Below are 15,653 nucleotides of genomic sequence, written 5' to 3' on the forward strand. Positions count from 1 at the left end.
GGATATACTTAGCCAAGTGCTTTATTTAGGCAAAGTGAAACTTCATTCAGTGGCGGGTTCATCCTCCACCGAATATTAGATGAACCAATCGAGCCGTTACCTTCAACTCCCTCATAGAATTATAGAACCTTCTTGAAGTTGGAATTTATCAACCAGTTACACTGCGATAAATCGGAACTGACGCCCATTTCGGCTGGTTCTTTTTAATCTTCGCAACAAGAACGGTCATATCATCATCGATTTCTCCCGATTTTGTGCGAATCACCTCCTCTAGTAAAAGATCTGCGATTTCCTGTGGATCTTCCGTCTTCATTTCTTTTAGTGTCCGCTTCAACCAAAGATCTGTATTTTCCACATGTCTAGGACCATCGAACACCCCGTCACTAATCATAATTAACAGATCCCCAGAAATGAGCTGGTCACTTACAATATCAATATCAACATCGTGGAGAATCCCCATCGGTAAATTACCCGCTTCTATCTTTAAAATTTCATCCCCCCGTTTCACAAAGCTTGGTGATGCACTAACCTTAAGGAACTTCACCATCGCATGGTTCAGATCAATAACAGCTAGATCCAACGTGGCAAACATTTCATCAGTTGTGCGCAGGGCAAGTATCGAATTGATCGATTTAATCGCCACTTTTTCCGGAATACCGATTTGTAAGATTTGCTGAAGCAGACGAAGCGTTTCCTCACTCTCCTCATGGGCTCTTCTACCATTTCCCATCCCGTCACTAATCGCCATGGCATACTTTCCTTCACCAAGTTCCATCGTTTTAAAGCTATCACCGGAAATGAAGCCACCACCTTTCGCCGCATTGGCTGCTCCTGTTTCCACAATATATTCTTTCGCCGACCCGAAAGACAAGTAGCTGTACCCATTTGGGAATGGAGAGATTTCTTCATCTTTTACAACGATCATTTCCCCCAAAATATCTGTCAGTACGGGAGCAATGAGTTTCTCCCCTTCCCCATGATAATCATAGAAGGAGACCATTATTTCAATATCGACACTCCCTTTATTCAGCTGATAGATATCCAATTTTTCCAATTCAATACCGAGTCCTTTTAATGCTTCGATAATTTGCAGTTCTTGTTTTTCATGATGTTCCCTTTCTTTTAAAATCTCATTGGCAAAGTCATCCATCACTTCAGAGACACCAAATAGTTGATCGGCCACAATTCGCTTGCTTTCCAAGACCTGTCTCCTGAGGTGATCGTTCGCCATATAGAACGTCATCTCCTCCTTCATGACTTCAAGCGTTTTCTTCGATTTGACACAATGATTCTCAAACTCCTTTCTGATTTTCAAGCTCGGTTCTTGATTTTTCGCATAGGCTTCCTTGACCCCCTCCATAAGCTGATACGTTTTATCGAAATCCTTCTCCCAGCAGCGTTCCTTCATGAAGCAACTCTGGCATGTCCTTTCCGTCACCTGACTAAGAAATTGATCAGTATCCCGTTTCTTTGCCAAGTGACTGGATGGATCACTTTCACCCACGGCGAAACTGCGGGCAAGTGCATCGAACACACCGGAAAACTGTTTCACCCGTTTTGCCGTCACATCACGCACCTTCTGAGAGTATTGCTGCTGTTCCTGTGCATGTTCTTCCGTTCCTGGTATGTAACGAGAGATACTTGAAAACCAGCTTGCCGGTGTAATAAAGAAGAGGAAAATAGCAATAAATGACTCGGTTAGCGAATGGGCTAAGGTAAAACTCTCTCCGTAGATGACGATAAGTAAAGTCCCGACCAATAAACCGGCTGCGACACCAAACTTCCTCCCTTCTTTTAATAAACCTCCTAATAGTCCCGAAAAAGCTAGTAAACTCATCTGAAATAGATTGGCCACATTGGCAAGGGATAAAATTAAACCGACAACGACACCGACAGTAGAACCAATCGCTGCCCCGCCGACATAAGCAAAGACTAAAACAAAGTAACGGGCAAATATTTGCTCTAATGCAGCTCCGTAGATAACCCAGCCAATTGTGCCGGTTAAAATCGAGGCAATTAAAATAATCATACAGACAATCTCTTCATTTCTTAGAGCCGGTTTATATCTTTTTGGTGATAATAAAGGAATGCTCTGCATAAAGATAAGTACAAGCACCGCACCAAGCACACCTTCCACAACAATGAGCAGCCATTCATAAGACGTTATGGGTCCCTGCAGCGAATATAAGAAAATACGCGGCAGCATCGTCGCAAACCCAACTGCAAAAGGAAGTATTAATTTCTCCCTGTTAAGTTGCATGAATATCGCGAGAAGGATTAGAAATACAAGAACAGAAAGCATAATGAACCCAGTGTGTTCAAATGAATAAGTCACCGCTCCTAAAGAAATGGCTAACAGCGCATGTAACGTTTTCTTACGTTGCATCAGCCATACACTTGCAAGAAATGCTAGAGCAAACGGAGAAACTGCTGATAAAATGACTGCCCTCCCCAGTAAAAAGCCTATCATCACTAACAACAGGCCTCGATCGATAAATAATACTTTCGCCTTTGTTTTCCATGGATGCTGTTTCTTCTTCTGGACCTTTTCTTTCCAACCGACATACCCCGCCGGTTCCACCGATTGCATCATTCACCATCACTCCATTCTTTTCTGTTTAGTAAACCATATTCAGAAAACTTTTGTTGTCAAAATTTCAGTGCTCGTCCTAAAAATCGTTCGACGGAAAGAGATAAAGAACCCAAGATTAAGGCACGAACGCCTGTCTGCTTCTAATCTAGTAAACTCGATGGCAGCAGCGAGAAGTCGGTAGAATGGAAGCTGCCAGAAATCTGCAGAAATGATGAATGTTTGACGAATAAGTGGGAAAGAAGGAGCTAGGCGTGTGAGATTCGGGCCGGTATTTGTGAACTTCGATATTTTAGTTGTTAACTTCAGCGGATACTTTTTGAACTTCAGCATCTTCATGATGAACTTCAGCAATACCACTGTGAACTTCAACATTCTTTAAAAAATCATTGACATAACCTTATTCTTGTTGTATTATAAATCTCGTTGACAATTTTGGCGGCGTAGCTCAGCTGGCGAGAGCGTACGGTTCATACCCGTAAGGTCGTGGGTTCAATCCCCTCCGCCGCTATATCCAAAAGTAAAAAAGACCGGTTAGGGACTGACGAATTGGACTGTGGTGCAGGAAGATAAAGAAAACACGGTGAGGAAACGAACCGATGTTGACTTATCGACCGGAAGCACAGGAAATTCGTGCAGTCCCTAGTCTTTTTTAATCTCCCAAACAAAGTGCCAATAAAAACACAAAGCAGCAGACCCATCTTCTAGATGAATCTGCTGCTTCTCTATCACAGAGCATTGTAATTTCCTTCGGGCAGCAAACTTATTAACCGCGCTTAGCACCTCGACCTCCACGCTTGGATTCCGTATGCTTCTTAAGTGAGGCTAGACGATCTTCAGAATCCTTAAGGAAACGACTCATTTTCGATTCGAAACTTTCTTGACGCTCTTTAACATTCTTTTGGCGAACCGGACGTTCCTTTGCCTTCTTGATTGATAGGCCGATTTTACCATCCTTCTCGACATTGATTACTTTAACTTCAACAGTATCGCCAACACTTAAGTGATCGTTAATGTCCTTTACATAATTGTCAGCAACCTCACTAATGTGGACCAAGCCTGTTTTACCTTTCTCGAGCTCAACAAACGCTCCAAAATTTGTGATTCCTGTAACCTTACCTTGCAGCTTGCTGCCTACTTCGATTGACATAAAAAAAATGCTCCTCCTTAAAAGTTTGAGTGAAATTCTCTACATATAGTATATGTCTGTTCATGTAAAGTGTCAATATGACGGGTCTTCATTCGGAAGTTTAAAGATCAATTCTCCCTTTTTTGTAAAAAAGTAATTCGTTCTAGCGATATCCAAAACGTATTCTTCATCATTTAATAGTTCAATTTCCTCAAGCAGTTGTTCTTCTTCCTGCTGTAACCCCGCTAACTCGGATTGCAGCTGCTCGTATTCCTCCGTTTTTTCGGCATGTAGTGCCCGTTGGTTCCAATGATAGACTCCCATAAAACCAATAATCAACACGGTCACAAGGGAAGATAGAACAAGACGACGAATTAAGCGCTGCTTCTTGCGTTTCTGTCTTTCTATGTATGCATCATACTGTTGTACATAGCTCGAATCTAATCTCGTTACCCTTTCTCTTTCTACGGACAATCATCCTACCTCCTTTTAAACGTGGCATACTTTAAGCCCTTTTTTAATATATCTCTTATTGTACTATAAATTGGATATAATTTGTGTAAAAATTTAATAAGATTTTCAGGAATGAGGGGTTTAAGTAGCTTTCCGATTAATAGGAACGGAAATAGGATAACTTTCAATAAAATTGCCAGTATCTTTACTATCATATTTAAAAGAAATAGGATGATGCTAGCACTTAGAAGAAATATCCATTTAATCGGTGTGACAATAAGAATGAAGAATACTTGTTTGAAAAACCTAAAAACCGCACGAAATACCGAAATTAATCGTTCCAGCCCCTGCCGGTAGACAGTTTTCAATAAGGCTTGATAAAATGAGAAACCTAACAGACAAGCTAGAAATATATAAAAGCGAATTTCCCCTGAATTGACAAGAAATAAAAGATAGAAAACAATAAGAGTCTGTAAAAGCCAAAAGCCAATTTCAAAAGAATAGCTGATGATTGGTCGCTTTTTCCAATAAACAGAAATACGCCGGAACGTATCCAGGGCAAGCCCTAAGTAAATTCCACTTAGCACCATAACAGCCATTGTCGTAAATTGCACGGAGAGCGTCATCGGAATAACTTGCTAAGGAATCCCTTAGCTTTCTCCCCGCTTGCTTCATCAATATAGGAAAACTCATAAATTTTTCCTTTTATCGTTACATTGCCAGCATTGACATCAAGGTTTTTCAACTGAAGGTTTTGTCCGCGGATGATAAGATAGCCTTGCACAGTTTCTAGTAGAAATTCTTCATTATCAAAGCTATCGACTTCCTTGACGCCACTTATTTCAAGCGTTTTGCGGTTCACGAGTCTTACCTGATGGTCTAAATCTGTCCGATTATTATTAGATGGATAATTCCCTAATTCATTCATAAAAAAACCTCCTTCTCATTGTAATTTATGAGAGGAGGGACAAGTATAGAACTTATATTTTTTCTTCTTTTATGACGGTATATAATGTTTCTGCTTCGCCCTTTCTTACCGTTTCCCTTGTATCGTTCACTTGGACAGTGACAAGCTTCTGTCCAAATTCGATCGTGACGGTGTCACCAGGGGCAATCGTCGTCGATGCCTTCGCTTGGTTACCATTCACCGCAATCCTGCCTTGTTCAGCAACTTCTTTTGCAAGTGTCCGACGTTTAATCAACCGTGATACTTTTAAAAATTTATCCAAACGCATTGTTATTCACTCTCCTTTGCTTCTTGCCAGTACGCTTCCATTTCGTCTAGCGTTGCTTCTTCCAATCTTTTCCCTTTTTCCTTGGTTCTTTGTTCCACATACGTAAATCTTGAAGTAAACTTCTGGTTCGTGCGATTCAAGGCAACTTCCGCATTAATCTGATAAAACCGCGTCAGGTTAGCAATGACAAATAGAACATCACCAAACTCATCCTCGATATCTTCACGTTTTCCACTTATAATCGCTTCTTCGACTTCCTTTATCTCTTCTTCAAGCTTGGCCCAAACGTCTTTTACCTCAGCCCAGTCGAAACCGACCTTCGCTGCCTTTTGCTGAATTTTCGCTGCTTTTGCAAGTGCTGGTAGATGCTTCGGAATTCCCTCCAGGACGGAATTCCTTTGTTTACCCTTTTCTTGTTCCTTCAGCGCATCCCAATTCGTAAGCACTTCATCTGCCGAATCAACTTGAACGTCACCGAAAACATGGGGATGACGATGAATCATCTTTTCAGTAGCCGACAGGATGACATCATCAATTGAAAAATATCCCGAATCTGCGCCAATTTGACTATGGAGGACGACGTGCATGAGAAGATCACCGAGTTCCTCCGTAATATTCTCATCATCTTTTTGATCAATCGCATCAATCAGCTCGTATACTTCCTCAATTGTATGAGCTCGCAAAGATTCATGTGTCTGCTTCTGATCCCACGGGCAACCTCCAGGCCCACGCAGTGCAGCGATTACTTCCACAAGACGGGTAAAGCGGTGGGATAGTTGTTCATGATTAATTGGCGGAACATAAACACTTGTCAGGTTATTAACCTCAATAGATCTGTCCAGATCTTCTAACCTGAGCTTCGTAAGCTTTTCTCCAGCCGTCCCAGCCGCTTCCACAATCGTCACTTCATACTCAGGAGGTAAGTCTTCAAGCAAGCTAAGCTTTACTTCTGACGCAATGAAGGAATCATATACTTGGCAAAAGACGAGATGCTGTTCATAATTCAACTGTCTACGCTCGAAGCTCGTCCCATCGACAAATTGAAATCCATCAATCGGATCAATTTCGAGCGAGGTAAATAGTGCATCCAGATAACTTTGTCCACCCAAAATTTCAACAGGGATCTCCTGTTGCTCCAATAGCAGTTGCACCGTTTGCTCGGCAAGCATCGGATGCCCAGGAACGGTATAAATAATAGAACCCTCTTTTGCTTTTTCCAATAAATAGGCACTGATTTTCTCATAGACACCGGAAAAATCTGCCGTCTCCTCATAAACCTTGTCAAAGGAATGAAAATGGACTCCTTCCTGCTTTAAATCAGCAATAACAGGATGGTCCAACGTCCGTGTGTAGACAACTTTTTCAGTATTTACTAGTTTCTTATATACTCCTAACGGAAGCTGATTTAAATCACCAGCTCCAAGGCCAATTACTTCAATTTTGTTCATGGACTCTTCCTCTCCTTATAAATACGCATCCAAACATGCGACCATGGCAACATATTTATTTCCTCGGAAATAAAAGTACGCCCGCGCAATAAAATGAAAAGATAAATACATGCTCCCGTCCCAGCTACAAAACCAACGTAAAGCAGGGAACCGAACCGCGAAAGCTCAGTCGGGACAAATAAATCGATAACAAAAATATATATAAGCATCGCAGAAACAGCAAGTACCAAGGTCGACCAATTGATTTGTCTCATTAACTTTAATGCCGGCAATTTTCGCTTCAACCCTATATAGACAAGTAAGGAAAAGCATGCTAAACCTAGAATCGTAGCAAGTGCTGCTCCAGTTATTCCGAAAATTGGCACAAGCATCCGATTCCCAAACCACTTCAAAAAGATTGAAAGGATGATAAAAACAGCTGTCTGCTTTGTCCCGCCGAGTCCTTGTAAGATTGTCGCACAGGTTACTCCGATGGAACTGAGCAAGATCGCAATAACGAGAATCCGTAAATCATTTGTTCCTAGCGTATCCTGATACAATAACATATTTGCTTGAGGCATAATTGCAATTAGACCTGCAGTAGCGCCTACCGCTAAATAAAACCCAATCGCAATACTACTACGGATATGCTGATAAAATGCAGCTTTCGCGTCTTGTAATTTCTGTTGTGAAACAGATGGGATCATCGCTAGCGCAAACGACGAACCAAGTACAGTCCCTAACTGAATGAGCGGCTGACCCCGATCGAGCACCCCTTTTGCCTCCATAGCCTTAGTCTGCGAGAGTCCATATTCCTGTAAACCGGAAACGAGTGTGAACGCATCAGCAAACTGAAACAGAAGAAGCACCATATGATTGAGCGAAGCAACAAGACCGAACAGGAGCAATGTCTGAATATAATAACGCCAGGGAATAGTTGCTTGCAGCGGTTGAACCGGTTGTTCCGACTTGCGAATAAACATAGTTAACAAAAGAATAGCTGCAAGACCGCCACCAATACTTGCAATTGCCGCCCCTTCCCCAATCCGGTAAAGGTCTGCTCCTGTGAAGCTAACGTAAATCGCAACGGCAATAATTAGTAATACGCGAAAGAGCTGCTCTCCCATTTGCGAATAAGCGGTTGGTTTCATATTCCCATTTCCCTGAAACACTCCGCGGAGCAAAGAAGTAAAAGGGATAAGCAATAAACTCAAAGCCACAAGCTGATAGGCCTGTGTTAAACTAGGATCTCCAATCCAACTTGCTAAACTACCAGCAGAAACAAATAGCAACACGGCTAGTGTTCCTACTACAAGGAGCAGAATAAGAAAGATCGGGAAATAAAAATTAGCAGTCGTCTGGGTGTGACCCTTTTCTTTTGACTCCGCTGTCAATTTCGATATTGCAGATGGGAAACCATATAACGCAAGAATCATCCCCATCCCAAGCAATGGATACACTTGCTGATAAATATAAAATCCGATATCACCTGTAAGATTCTGAAGCGGAATCCGGTATCCGGCACTCAGCACTTTACTGATCAACCCAGCAATTGTTAAAAGCAAAGCTCCCCGCAGCCAACCTTTACCATCACTACTCATTAAAAAACGTCCCTTACAATACATAATTTGAGTCCATTATACCACTTAAAACACAAAAATGAGCCATTCAAGGATACCCCTGAATGACTCATTCCATAATGTTACTCCATTTGCTTTCCTAAAAATACCGCCGCTGTTTCGGTTACTTTCGCTTCTACATCGGTCAGTTTATCTCCCTCTGTCGAAAACAGGAATACACAACCAATCGGGTCGCCATTGGCGATGATCGGGCTCAGGCAATAGGAATCGAGTTCCAATTCCTTGCCTTCTAACAGCTCGATTGTTTCTTTATCGGTTTTAAGTAGCTGGGTACGATTTTCAATTGCTTTCGTCACATCTGAACCAATCATTTTATTTAAATAGTCCTTTTTCGATTCACCAGCAACCGCAATGACATCATCGCGATCACAAATTAACACCGGTATTTTCAATGAATCAAATAGAGACTCTGCATATTCCTGCGCGAAATGTCCCAGTTCGCTAATAGGCGAATATTTCTTCAAAATTACTTCTCCATCTCGATCGACGAAAATTTCAAGAGGGTCCCCTTCTCGAATGCGTAATGTACGCCTTATTTCTTTAGGTATAACAACTCTGCCTAAATCATCGATCCGTCGTACAATTCCTGTCGCTTTCATACCATGCCTGCCTCACTTTCAACTAAAGATTACAATTCTTAAGAAGTTGTAAATATCACCAGTGTTGATGTTAGTATGAGGCAACATGGGATAAATATACATGATGAGAAAAGTTTAGGATTCGCGGTTTACTTCTGCCAAGTTTTTAATTAATTCTTCTGCAACTTTATACCGCTCATGCGCTGTATCCCGCTGCCATGTAACGACTATTTTAAGCTTTGTATTTTCCGTTCCAAGTTGGACATTGCGTCCGAATCGGTTCGCGAGTTCAAAGAGCTTCGCGCCATCAACCATTTGGCTCCGGTCTTCTTCCAGCAATAATTCAAGTTTTTTATTCTTTTCGGTTATAAATTCAACGCGTTCTTTACGACCATACAACCTAAGTTTCGACACGGTGAATAAATGTTCCACTTCTTCCGGATAATCGCCAAATCGGTCAATGAGCTCATCTTCAAGATCGGAAATATCCGTTTCCGATTCAATCGTCTGGAATAATTTATAAATATCAATCTTCTGCTTGCCGTCTGGAATATATGATTCCGGAATATAGGCATCTATTTTCAAGGAAATCTCTGGGTCAAACGGCATAATATCCTCGATTTCTTTGCCTTGTTTCCGTGCATCGATTGCGTCCTTCAACATCTTCGAATAAAGATCATACCCGACAGAATCGATAAAGCCATGCTGCTGGGAACCAAGGAGATTTCCCGCTCCGCGAATCGATAAGTCACGCATTGCAATCTTAAACCCTGAACCAAGCTCGGTGAATTCCTTGATCGCTTGTAACCGTTTCTCCGCTACTTCGCTTAAGATCTTGTCTTTCCGATAAGTGAAATACGCATAAGCGACCCGGTTCGAACGACCGACACGCCCTCTTAGCTGATAAAGCTGACTTAGACCCATTCGGTCTGCGTCATTTACAATGAGCGTGTTCACATTCGGAATATCGACCCCTGTTTCAATGATCGTCGTACTTACCAACACGTCAAATTCCCCTTCAAGGAAGCTCAAGATCACATTTTCAAGCTCAGACTCGTTCATCTGTCCATGGGCGACTCCAACCCGCACTCCGTCAACAAGCATACCAACGTCACGGGCGACCTTATCGATATTCTCGACACGGTTATAAAGGAAAAATACTTGCCCACCACGGGCCATCTCCCGTTCAATTGCTTCCCGTACAAGAATTGGGTTGTATTCCATCACGTACGTCTGAATTGGGAAACGATTCTCTGGTGGTGTTTCAATAACAGAAAGATCACGCACACCAAGCATTGACATATGAAGTGTACGCGGGATTGGTGTTGCTGTTAATGTTAGGACATCGACATTCGTCTTAATCTGTTTAATCTTCTCCTTATGCTTCACACCGAAACGTTGTTCTTCGTCTACGATAAGTAAGCCTAAATCAAAGTATTCAACGTCTTTTGATAACAAACGATGGGTACCGACGACAATATCGACGGTTCCTTTCTTCAAACCTTTCAACGTCTCTGTCTGTTGCTTTCTAGTCCGGAAACGACTAAGTATCCCAATATTTACAGGATAATCCTGGAACCGTTCACGAATCGTTTCATAATGCTGCTGGGCCAAAATTGTCGTTGGAACAAGGAAAGCGACTTGTTTTCCGTCCATGATTGCTTTGAATGCAGCCCGAATTGCCACTTCTGTCTTCCCGTAGCCAACATCCCCGCAAAGCAAGCGGTCCATTGGACGTTGCCTCTCCATATCCTCTTTAATTTCCATAATACAGCGGAGTTGATCTTCTGTTTCTTGATAGGGGAAAGCTGCTTCGAATTCTCGCTGCATTTCAGTATCTGGGGAAAATGCATACCCTTTCCGCGATTCCCGCTCTGCATAAAGTTTAATAAGGTCATCGGCAATATCCTCAACAGAAGACTGGACACGACGTTTTACTTTCGTCCACTCTGACCCGCCAAGTTTATAAAGCTTCGGTTCCTTCCCTTCTGCACCGACAAATTTCTGAACGAGATCAATCTGATCAATCGGGACGAATAATTTATCATCTCCAGAGTAATGGATAAGCATGTAATCATTATGCATCCCATTCATTTCCAGTGTTTCAATCCCTATATATTTCCCTACACCATGGTTCGCATGGACGACATAATCCCCGACATTTAATTCCTGATAACTCTTGATGCGCTCCGCATTGGAAATTTTTTGGCTCTTCGGTTTCCGTTTCGTCTGTTTTTTAAAAAGTTCATTTTCCGTAATCACAACTAGTTTATGCATCGGAAGTTCAATCCCGCTCGATAAGCTCCCTGTAACAATGGTCGGCTTCGTTACCGGAAGCTGCAACTCCTTCGCAACGACTGATTCAATTTGATAATCTTCTAAAATTGATTGGATCTTTCCGGCTCGTTCCGCGTTCGGTGCTAGAATTAAGACAGATACGCCACCTTTTTCCCAGCGTTCGAGTTCACCTTTAAATAAAGGCATCTGTCCGTGGAATTCCTGCATTGCCCGAGATGAGAGATTAATAATATTCTCTGGTTGTGTATTCGGGATATGTCGGAGGAAAACAGACATATATATGCGCTGTTGCTTCATCTTCTCCATTACGGTCTGCCAATCAAAGGAAAAATGGGTGTCTTTCACCATTCGGTTCGATTCAAGTAAGCTGCTATACCACTCGGCCTCCTCTGTATCAAGGTTCGTAGCCGTTTCTTGAATTCTTCCCATTTCCTCTAAAATAAGCAGACCGTCACTCGGAAGATAATCTAGTAAACTCTTAGGATCTTCGTAGAAAAATCCAATATACTTATGCATCTCCTGAAAGCGTTCCATGTTCTTGAGTCGGCTAATATCATACTCGACCGTTTCAAGCAGCTCTTCCTTTGCTTCTTTCGATGTTTTATTCTTGAGGCTTTCCGCCAGTGCCTTTTCAATTCGTGCAGCAGCGGCAAGAAGGTCTTCCTGCGTGAGAAGAAGCTCGGTTGCCGGGCCAATTGTAATTTCTTCAGTCCGTTCGAGAGACCGTTGTGTATCCGCATCGAAAAAGCGGATGGAGTCAATTTCCACATCAAATAATTCAATCCGGACTGGATGTTCCTCTGTTAGTGGATAAATATCAATAATTCCACCGCGTTGGCTGAATTCTCCCGGCGCCGTTACCATCTGCGCTCGTTCGTAGCCCATCTCGACTAAAAAGGAGAAATAAGCTTCTACATCTATTTCTTCACCCTCTTTAAAATGGAGCTGATATTTCAACCATTCACTAGGATGTGGCAGCATCCGTTTTAGACCTGCAATCGGGGCAATTAAAATATCCGCCTTCCCAGCAGTCCAGGCCGAAAGTGCTTCCAAACGCTGACTTCTCAATTCGGGGCTAGCTGTCGCAATTTCTGATGCGATCAGCTCGTTCACTGGGTATAGATGTACCCGCTCCTCTCCTACAAGCTCGGCTAAATCGTCATATAGCTGCTCCGCCTGCAACAATTGATGAGTAACTAATAATACCGGTCGCTTCAACGACTCATTAATAGCTGAAACGAGCATACTCCTAGCGGGCCCAGTAAGACCCGCCACGAGCTGCTCCCTCATCCCATTCGATATTCCACTCATAATCGACTGGAAATCTTCTTTTTCCTGTAAAAACTGATATATTTCTTTAATCATTATACCACTCTACCTATTTCAAAATAAATGCAAAAAACGCTTTGGTCCGTACCAAAGCCTGTTCAACCTATTGTATAAAATAATCGAGTTCATGATAATGAGGATGCTCCTGCAATGCAGCCTCACACGTATCACAAATCGCGTAAATCTTTATATCACCATTTGCCTTATATTCCATCATTTCCTGTTTTTCCTTTGCTGTTAATCGATCAATTCCAAGAACCGAGGCATCTAGAACTTGTTCCTCCAGTCTGCCAATCACTTGGGTGCAATGTCTGCAATGATAGATAATTGCCACGTAAATCGCCTCCTCGGATATCTATACTAAAAGTGTATCCGAAAAAGCCCCGATTATACGCGCCTACTCACACTTACTCGTTATAATCATTCATGACATCAATGAACTTTTTACCCGCCACCCACTCTTCGCAAGCGTCAGCAGATTTCGCAATACTTTCCTTGATCGTGTCCCGTTCTGCTTTAGCAAAATCAGCAAGTACATAATCAACGACAGCAACCGTATTAGCCGGTCTACCTACGCCGAAACGAATGCGGTTAAACTCTTTCGTTCCAAGATGTTCGATTATAGAACGCATCCCATTATGACCACCATGACCACCTTTTGCCCGCAAGCGAATCTTTCCGGTCGGTAAATCAAGATCATCATAAATGACGAGCAAATCTTCCGGTTCAATGCTGAAATACTCCATTAATGGGCGGACAGCATTACCGGACAAGTTCATGAAGGTCTGAGGTTCTAAGAAAATGACCTTTTCTCCAGCGAGGTCCTCCATTGCATATTCACCGTTGAACTTCTTCTTATTCAATTTAAACCCATGACGGGATAACAACTCGTCGACAACCATAAAACCAATATTATGACGTGTCTTCTTGTACTTTCTTCCAGGGTTTCCTAACCCGACAATTAGCTTCATCCTTATTCTTCCTTCTGTAAAATTTTATCACGTATGAACAGTCTGTAATACCCCCTCCTCAAAATATGAGGGAAACCCAAAATATGAAGGTATGGGGATATACAGTCCGTAAATACCTGATTCTGTTCAACTAACATTCAGGGGTGGGTGGTAAGGAAACCCCCACTGAATGAGTTTCACTTCATCCGGAATTTTCAAAAAATATGCCCTTATATTCTCATAACACTTAACAAGCCCTCCTATAGAAACCAATATGTTCCTGCTAGGAGGGTTGTTCTTTACTATATCATTAAACTGCTTAAATTATTCTTCGTCTGATTCTTTCGCATCAACAAGCTCAGGCTCTGCACCATCGTCAGGCAGCTGTGTTTCTGGCTCCTCTTCAGTTGGTGGTACGATTGTGACAATAACTGCATCCGGCTCATCCACAAACTCATACTTATCAGATGCTGGTAAATCCTGCACGGTGATTACATCTCCAATTTGAAGTTCAGATACATCCACTGTAATCTCATCTGGGAAGTTAGCAGGCTTTGCATTAACAAGCACTTCATACTGTGGCTGCTGCATGACGCCGCCCTCTTTTGCACCAGCTGCTTCTCCTTCGATACGTACCGGTACAGAAACTTCCATTTCCTCGGACATATCAACAACGTAAAAGTCAACATGGATGAGCGAGTCTTTAATTGGATCGATTTGATATTCGTGAAGCATCACATCAACGGAAGTGCCATTTTCAACATCCAATGTGATAATTGCGTTTCTTCCTTCGTCACGAACTGTTTTCAATAATTCAACACTATCAACTGCAACGGTTTTCGAATCTTTATCTTTACCGTAAACAACTGCAGGAACTTGTCCATCTGCACGTAATTGTTTTGTTACTGAATTACTTAAATCGTCCCTCTTTAATGCTTTAAGCTTTATTGCCATCTTCATCATCCTCCAAATAATTTTCTATTGTAAAATAGACAAATTTGATCATGTAATTAAGTATAGATATATACCTTTTTACGTAATGAATGAAACTATTAATCGAATAGAATGCTTACAGACTGCTCTTCGTGAACACGAATGATTGCTTCACCAATTAAAGGAGCGACCGACAAGGCAGTAATTTTATCCAGTTTCTTCTCTTCTGGAAGTGGAATACTGTTCGTAACAACCAACTCTTTGATCGCGGAATTTTCAATTCGGTCAATAGCTGGACCTGATAAAACAGGATGTGTACAACAAGCATACACTTCTGTTGCACCATTTTCAATTAAAGCGTCTGCCGCAAGGGTGATTGTACCACCTGTATCAATGATATCATCAATTAAAATTGCAGTTTTACCTTCCACGTTCCCAATGATATTCATGACCTCTGCAACGTTTGGCTTCGGTCTGCGCTTATCAATAATCCCGAGAGGCGTTTTCAGACGGTCAGCAAGTTTTCTTGCTCTTGTTACACCACCATGATCCGGAGAAACGACGATAATGTCTTGTAAATTCTTTTCCTCAAAGTAGTCAGAAAGAATCGGCACACCTTGTAAATGGTCAATTGGAACATTAAAGAATCCTTGAATCTGCGGTGCATGAAGATCTAGTGTGATGACACGCGTTGTACCAGCTGTCTCAAGTAAATCAGCAACAAGCTTCGCTGCAATTGGTTCCCTTGCACGCGCTTTCCGGTCCTGTCTTGCATATCCATAATAAGGCATCACGATATTGATTGATTTTGCTGAAGCACGTTTCAGTGCATCGATCATAATTAATAATTCCATTACATGATCATTAACCGGTGCACAAGTGGATTGCAGAACGTAAACATCACTGCCACGAATGCTTTCCTCGATATTAATTTGAACTTCACCGTCACTGAATCTTGATACGGTACATTTACCCAGCGGGATACCAAGATGTTCTGCGATCTCCTCTGCCAGTGCGGGATTTGAATTTAGTGTAAATAGTTTTAACGAGCCATCCTCATATTTAGATGCCATGGAATTAACCCTCCGTTG

14 protein-coding genes and 1 tRNA gene are annotated in these 15,653 nt (G+C 42.1%); 1 reads left to right on the top strand and 14 read right to left on the bottom strand.

Features of this window, described 5'->3' with window-relative positions:
- Positions 1-148 precede the first annotated feature (148 nt).
- Entirely contained in the window at positions 149-2,593 is a 2,445-nt protein-coding gene (gene spoIIE, locus GN217_RS14675; RefSeq protein ID WP_156857410.1) for a stage II sporulation protein E, read from the bottom strand.
- A gap of 434 nt (positions 2,594-3,027) precedes the next feature.
- Here spoIIE and GN217_RS14680 point away from each other — a divergent pair.
- Positions 3,028-3,101, top strand: a tRNA-Met gene (locus GN217_RS14680).
- A 255-nt stretch (positions 3,102-3,356) separates the two neighbouring features.
- Here the strand turns inward: GN217_RS14680 and GN217_RS14685 are convergent.
- The 13 genes from GN217_RS14685 to GN217_RS14745 all read right to left on the bottom strand — a co-directional run bounded on the left by GN217_RS14685 (position 3,357) and on the right by GN217_RS14745 (position 15,635).
- Complete coding sequence (locus GN217_RS14685) at positions 3,357-3,740, bottom strand: S1 domain-containing RNA-binding protein (protein WP_156857411.1); 384 nt, start codon at positions 3,738-3,740, stop codon at positions 3,357-3,359.
- A 72-nt stretch (positions 3,741-3,812) separates the two neighbouring features.
- Complete coding sequence (locus tag GN217_RS14690) at positions 3,813-4,193, bottom strand: septum formation initiator family protein (protein ID WP_156857412.1); 381 nt, start codon at positions 4,191-4,193, stop codon at positions 3,813-3,815.
- Between the two features lie 5 nt (positions 4,194-4,198).
- A complete protein-coding gene (yabQ, locus tag GN217_RS14695) occupies positions 4,199-4,798 on the bottom strand; it encodes a spore cortex biosynthesis protein YabQ (protein WP_156857413.1) in 600 nt (199 codons plus the stop codon).
- Positions 4,795-5,100 (bottom strand): sporulation protein YabP, encoded by a 306-nt coding sequence (gene yabP, locus GN217_RS14700; RefSeq protein ID WP_156857414.1) that lies wholly within the window; start codon positions 5,098-5,100, stop codon positions 4,795-4,797. The genes yabQ and yabP overlap by 4 nt, the downstream gene beginning before the upstream one ends.
- A 52-nt stretch (positions 5,101-5,152) precedes the next feature.
- A complete protein-coding gene (locus GN217_RS14705; protein WP_156857415.1) occupies positions 5,153-5,407 on the bottom strand; it encodes an RNA-binding S4 domain-containing protein in 255 nt (84 codons plus the stop codon).
- A gap of 2 nt (positions 5,408-5,409) precedes the next feature.
- Complete coding sequence (gene yabN / locus GN217_RS14710; protein WP_156857416.1) at positions 5,410-6,855, bottom strand: bifunctional methyltransferase/pyrophosphohydrolase YabN; 1,446 nt, start codon at positions 6,853-6,855, stop codon at positions 5,410-5,412.
- Positions 6,852-8,435 carry a putative polysaccharide biosynthesis protein gene (locus tag GN217_RS14715; RefSeq protein ID WP_156857417.1) on the bottom strand — a complete coding sequence of 528 codons (1,584 nt, stop codon included), beginning with the start codon at positions 8,433-8,435 and terminating at the stop codon, positions 6,852-6,854. The genes yabN and GN217_RS14715 overlap by 4 nt, the downstream gene beginning before the upstream one ends.
- A 101-nt stretch (positions 8,436-8,536) precedes the next feature.
- Positions 8,537-9,073, bottom strand: a complete 537-nt coding sequence (gene spoVT, locus GN217_RS14720; protein ID WP_156857418.1) for a stage V sporulation protein T — start codon at positions 9,071-9,073, stop codon at positions 8,537-8,539.
- A gap of 114 nt (positions 9,074-9,187) precedes the next feature.
- Positions 9,188-12,712: a transcription-repair coupling factor gene (mfd, locus tag GN217_RS14725; RefSeq protein WP_156857446.1), complete on the bottom strand. Its 3,525-nt coding sequence runs from the start codon at positions 12,710-12,712 to the stop codon at positions 9,188-9,190.
- A gap of 70 nt (positions 12,713-12,782) precedes the next feature.
- Positions 12,783-13,013 (bottom strand): anti-sigma-F factor Fin, encoded by a 231-nt coding sequence (gene fin, locus GN217_RS14730; RefSeq protein WP_156857419.1) that lies wholly within the window; start codon positions 13,011-13,013, stop codon positions 12,783-12,785.
- A 73-nt stretch (positions 13,014-13,086) separates the two neighbouring features.
- Entirely contained in the window at positions 13,087-13,650 is a 564-nt protein-coding gene (gene pth, locus GN217_RS14735) for an aminoacyl-tRNA hydrolase (RefSeq protein ID WP_156857420.1), read from the bottom strand.
- A 303-nt stretch (positions 13,651-13,953) separates the two neighbouring features.
- Positions 13,954-14,583, bottom strand: coding sequence for a 50S ribosomal protein L25/general stress protein Ctc (locus GN217_RS14740; RefSeq protein WP_156857421.1), 630 nt, complete (start codon positions 14,581-14,583; stop codon positions 13,954-13,956).
- A gap of 98 nt (positions 14,584-14,681) precedes the next feature.
- Complete coding sequence (locus GN217_RS14745) at positions 14,682-15,635, bottom strand: ribose-phosphate diphosphokinase (RefSeq protein ID WP_156857422.1); 954 nt, start codon at positions 15,633-15,635, stop codon at positions 14,682-14,684.
- Between the last annotated feature and the right edge of the window lie 18 nt (positions 15,636-15,653).

Origin of the sequence: Oceanobacillus sp. AG, assembly GCF_009746545.1 — a bacterium.
Lineage (GTDB): Bacteria > Bacillota > Bacilli > Bacillales > Amphibacillaceae > Oceanobacillus > Oceanobacillus indicireducens.

Excerpts from the sequence above, each read along its gene's own strand:
- pth (WP_156857420.1), bottom strand. The coding sequence starts at position 13,650 with ATGAAGCTAATTGTCGGGTTAGGAAACCCTGGAAGAAAGTACAAGAAG.
- GN217_RS14740 (WP_156857421.1), bottom strand. The coding sequence starts at position 14,583 with ATGGCAATAAAGCTTAAAGCATTAAAGAGGGACGATTTAAGTAATTCA.
- yabQ (WP_156857413.1), bottom strand. The coding sequence starts at position 4,798 with ATGACGCTCTCCGTGCAATTTACGACAATGGCTGTTATGGTGCTAAGT.
- spoIIE (WP_156857410.1), bottom strand. The coding sequence starts at position 2,593 with ATGATGCAATCGGTGGAACCGGCGGGGTATGTCGGTTGGAAAGAAAAG.
- GN217_RS14685 (WP_156857411.1), bottom strand. The coding sequence starts at position 3,740 with ATGTCAATCGAAGTAGGCAGCAAGCTGCAAGGTAAGGTTACAGGAATC.
- yabP (WP_156857414.1), bottom strand. The coding sequence starts at position 5,100 with ATGAATGAATTAGGGAATTATCCATCTAATAATAATCGGACAGATTTA.
- yabN (WP_156857416.1), bottom strand. The coding sequence starts at position 6,855 with ATGAACAAAATTGAAGTAATTGGCCTTGGAGCTGGTGATTTAAATCAG.
- GN217_RS14715 (WP_156857417.1), bottom strand. The coding sequence starts at position 8,435 with ATGAGTAGTGATGGTAAAGGTTGGCTGCGGGGAGCTTTGCTTTTAACA.
- spoVT (WP_156857418.1), bottom strand. The coding sequence starts at position 9,073 with ATGAAAGCGACAGGAATTGTACGACGGATCGATGATTTAGGCAGAGTT.
- GN217_RS14745 (WP_156857422.1), bottom strand. The coding sequence starts at position 15,635 with ATGGCATCTAAATATGAGGATGGCTCGTTAAAACTATTTACACTAAAT.
- GN217_RS14705 (WP_156857415.1), bottom strand. The coding sequence starts at position 5,407 with ATGCGTTTGGATAAATTTTTAAAAGTATCACGGTTGATTAAACGTCGG.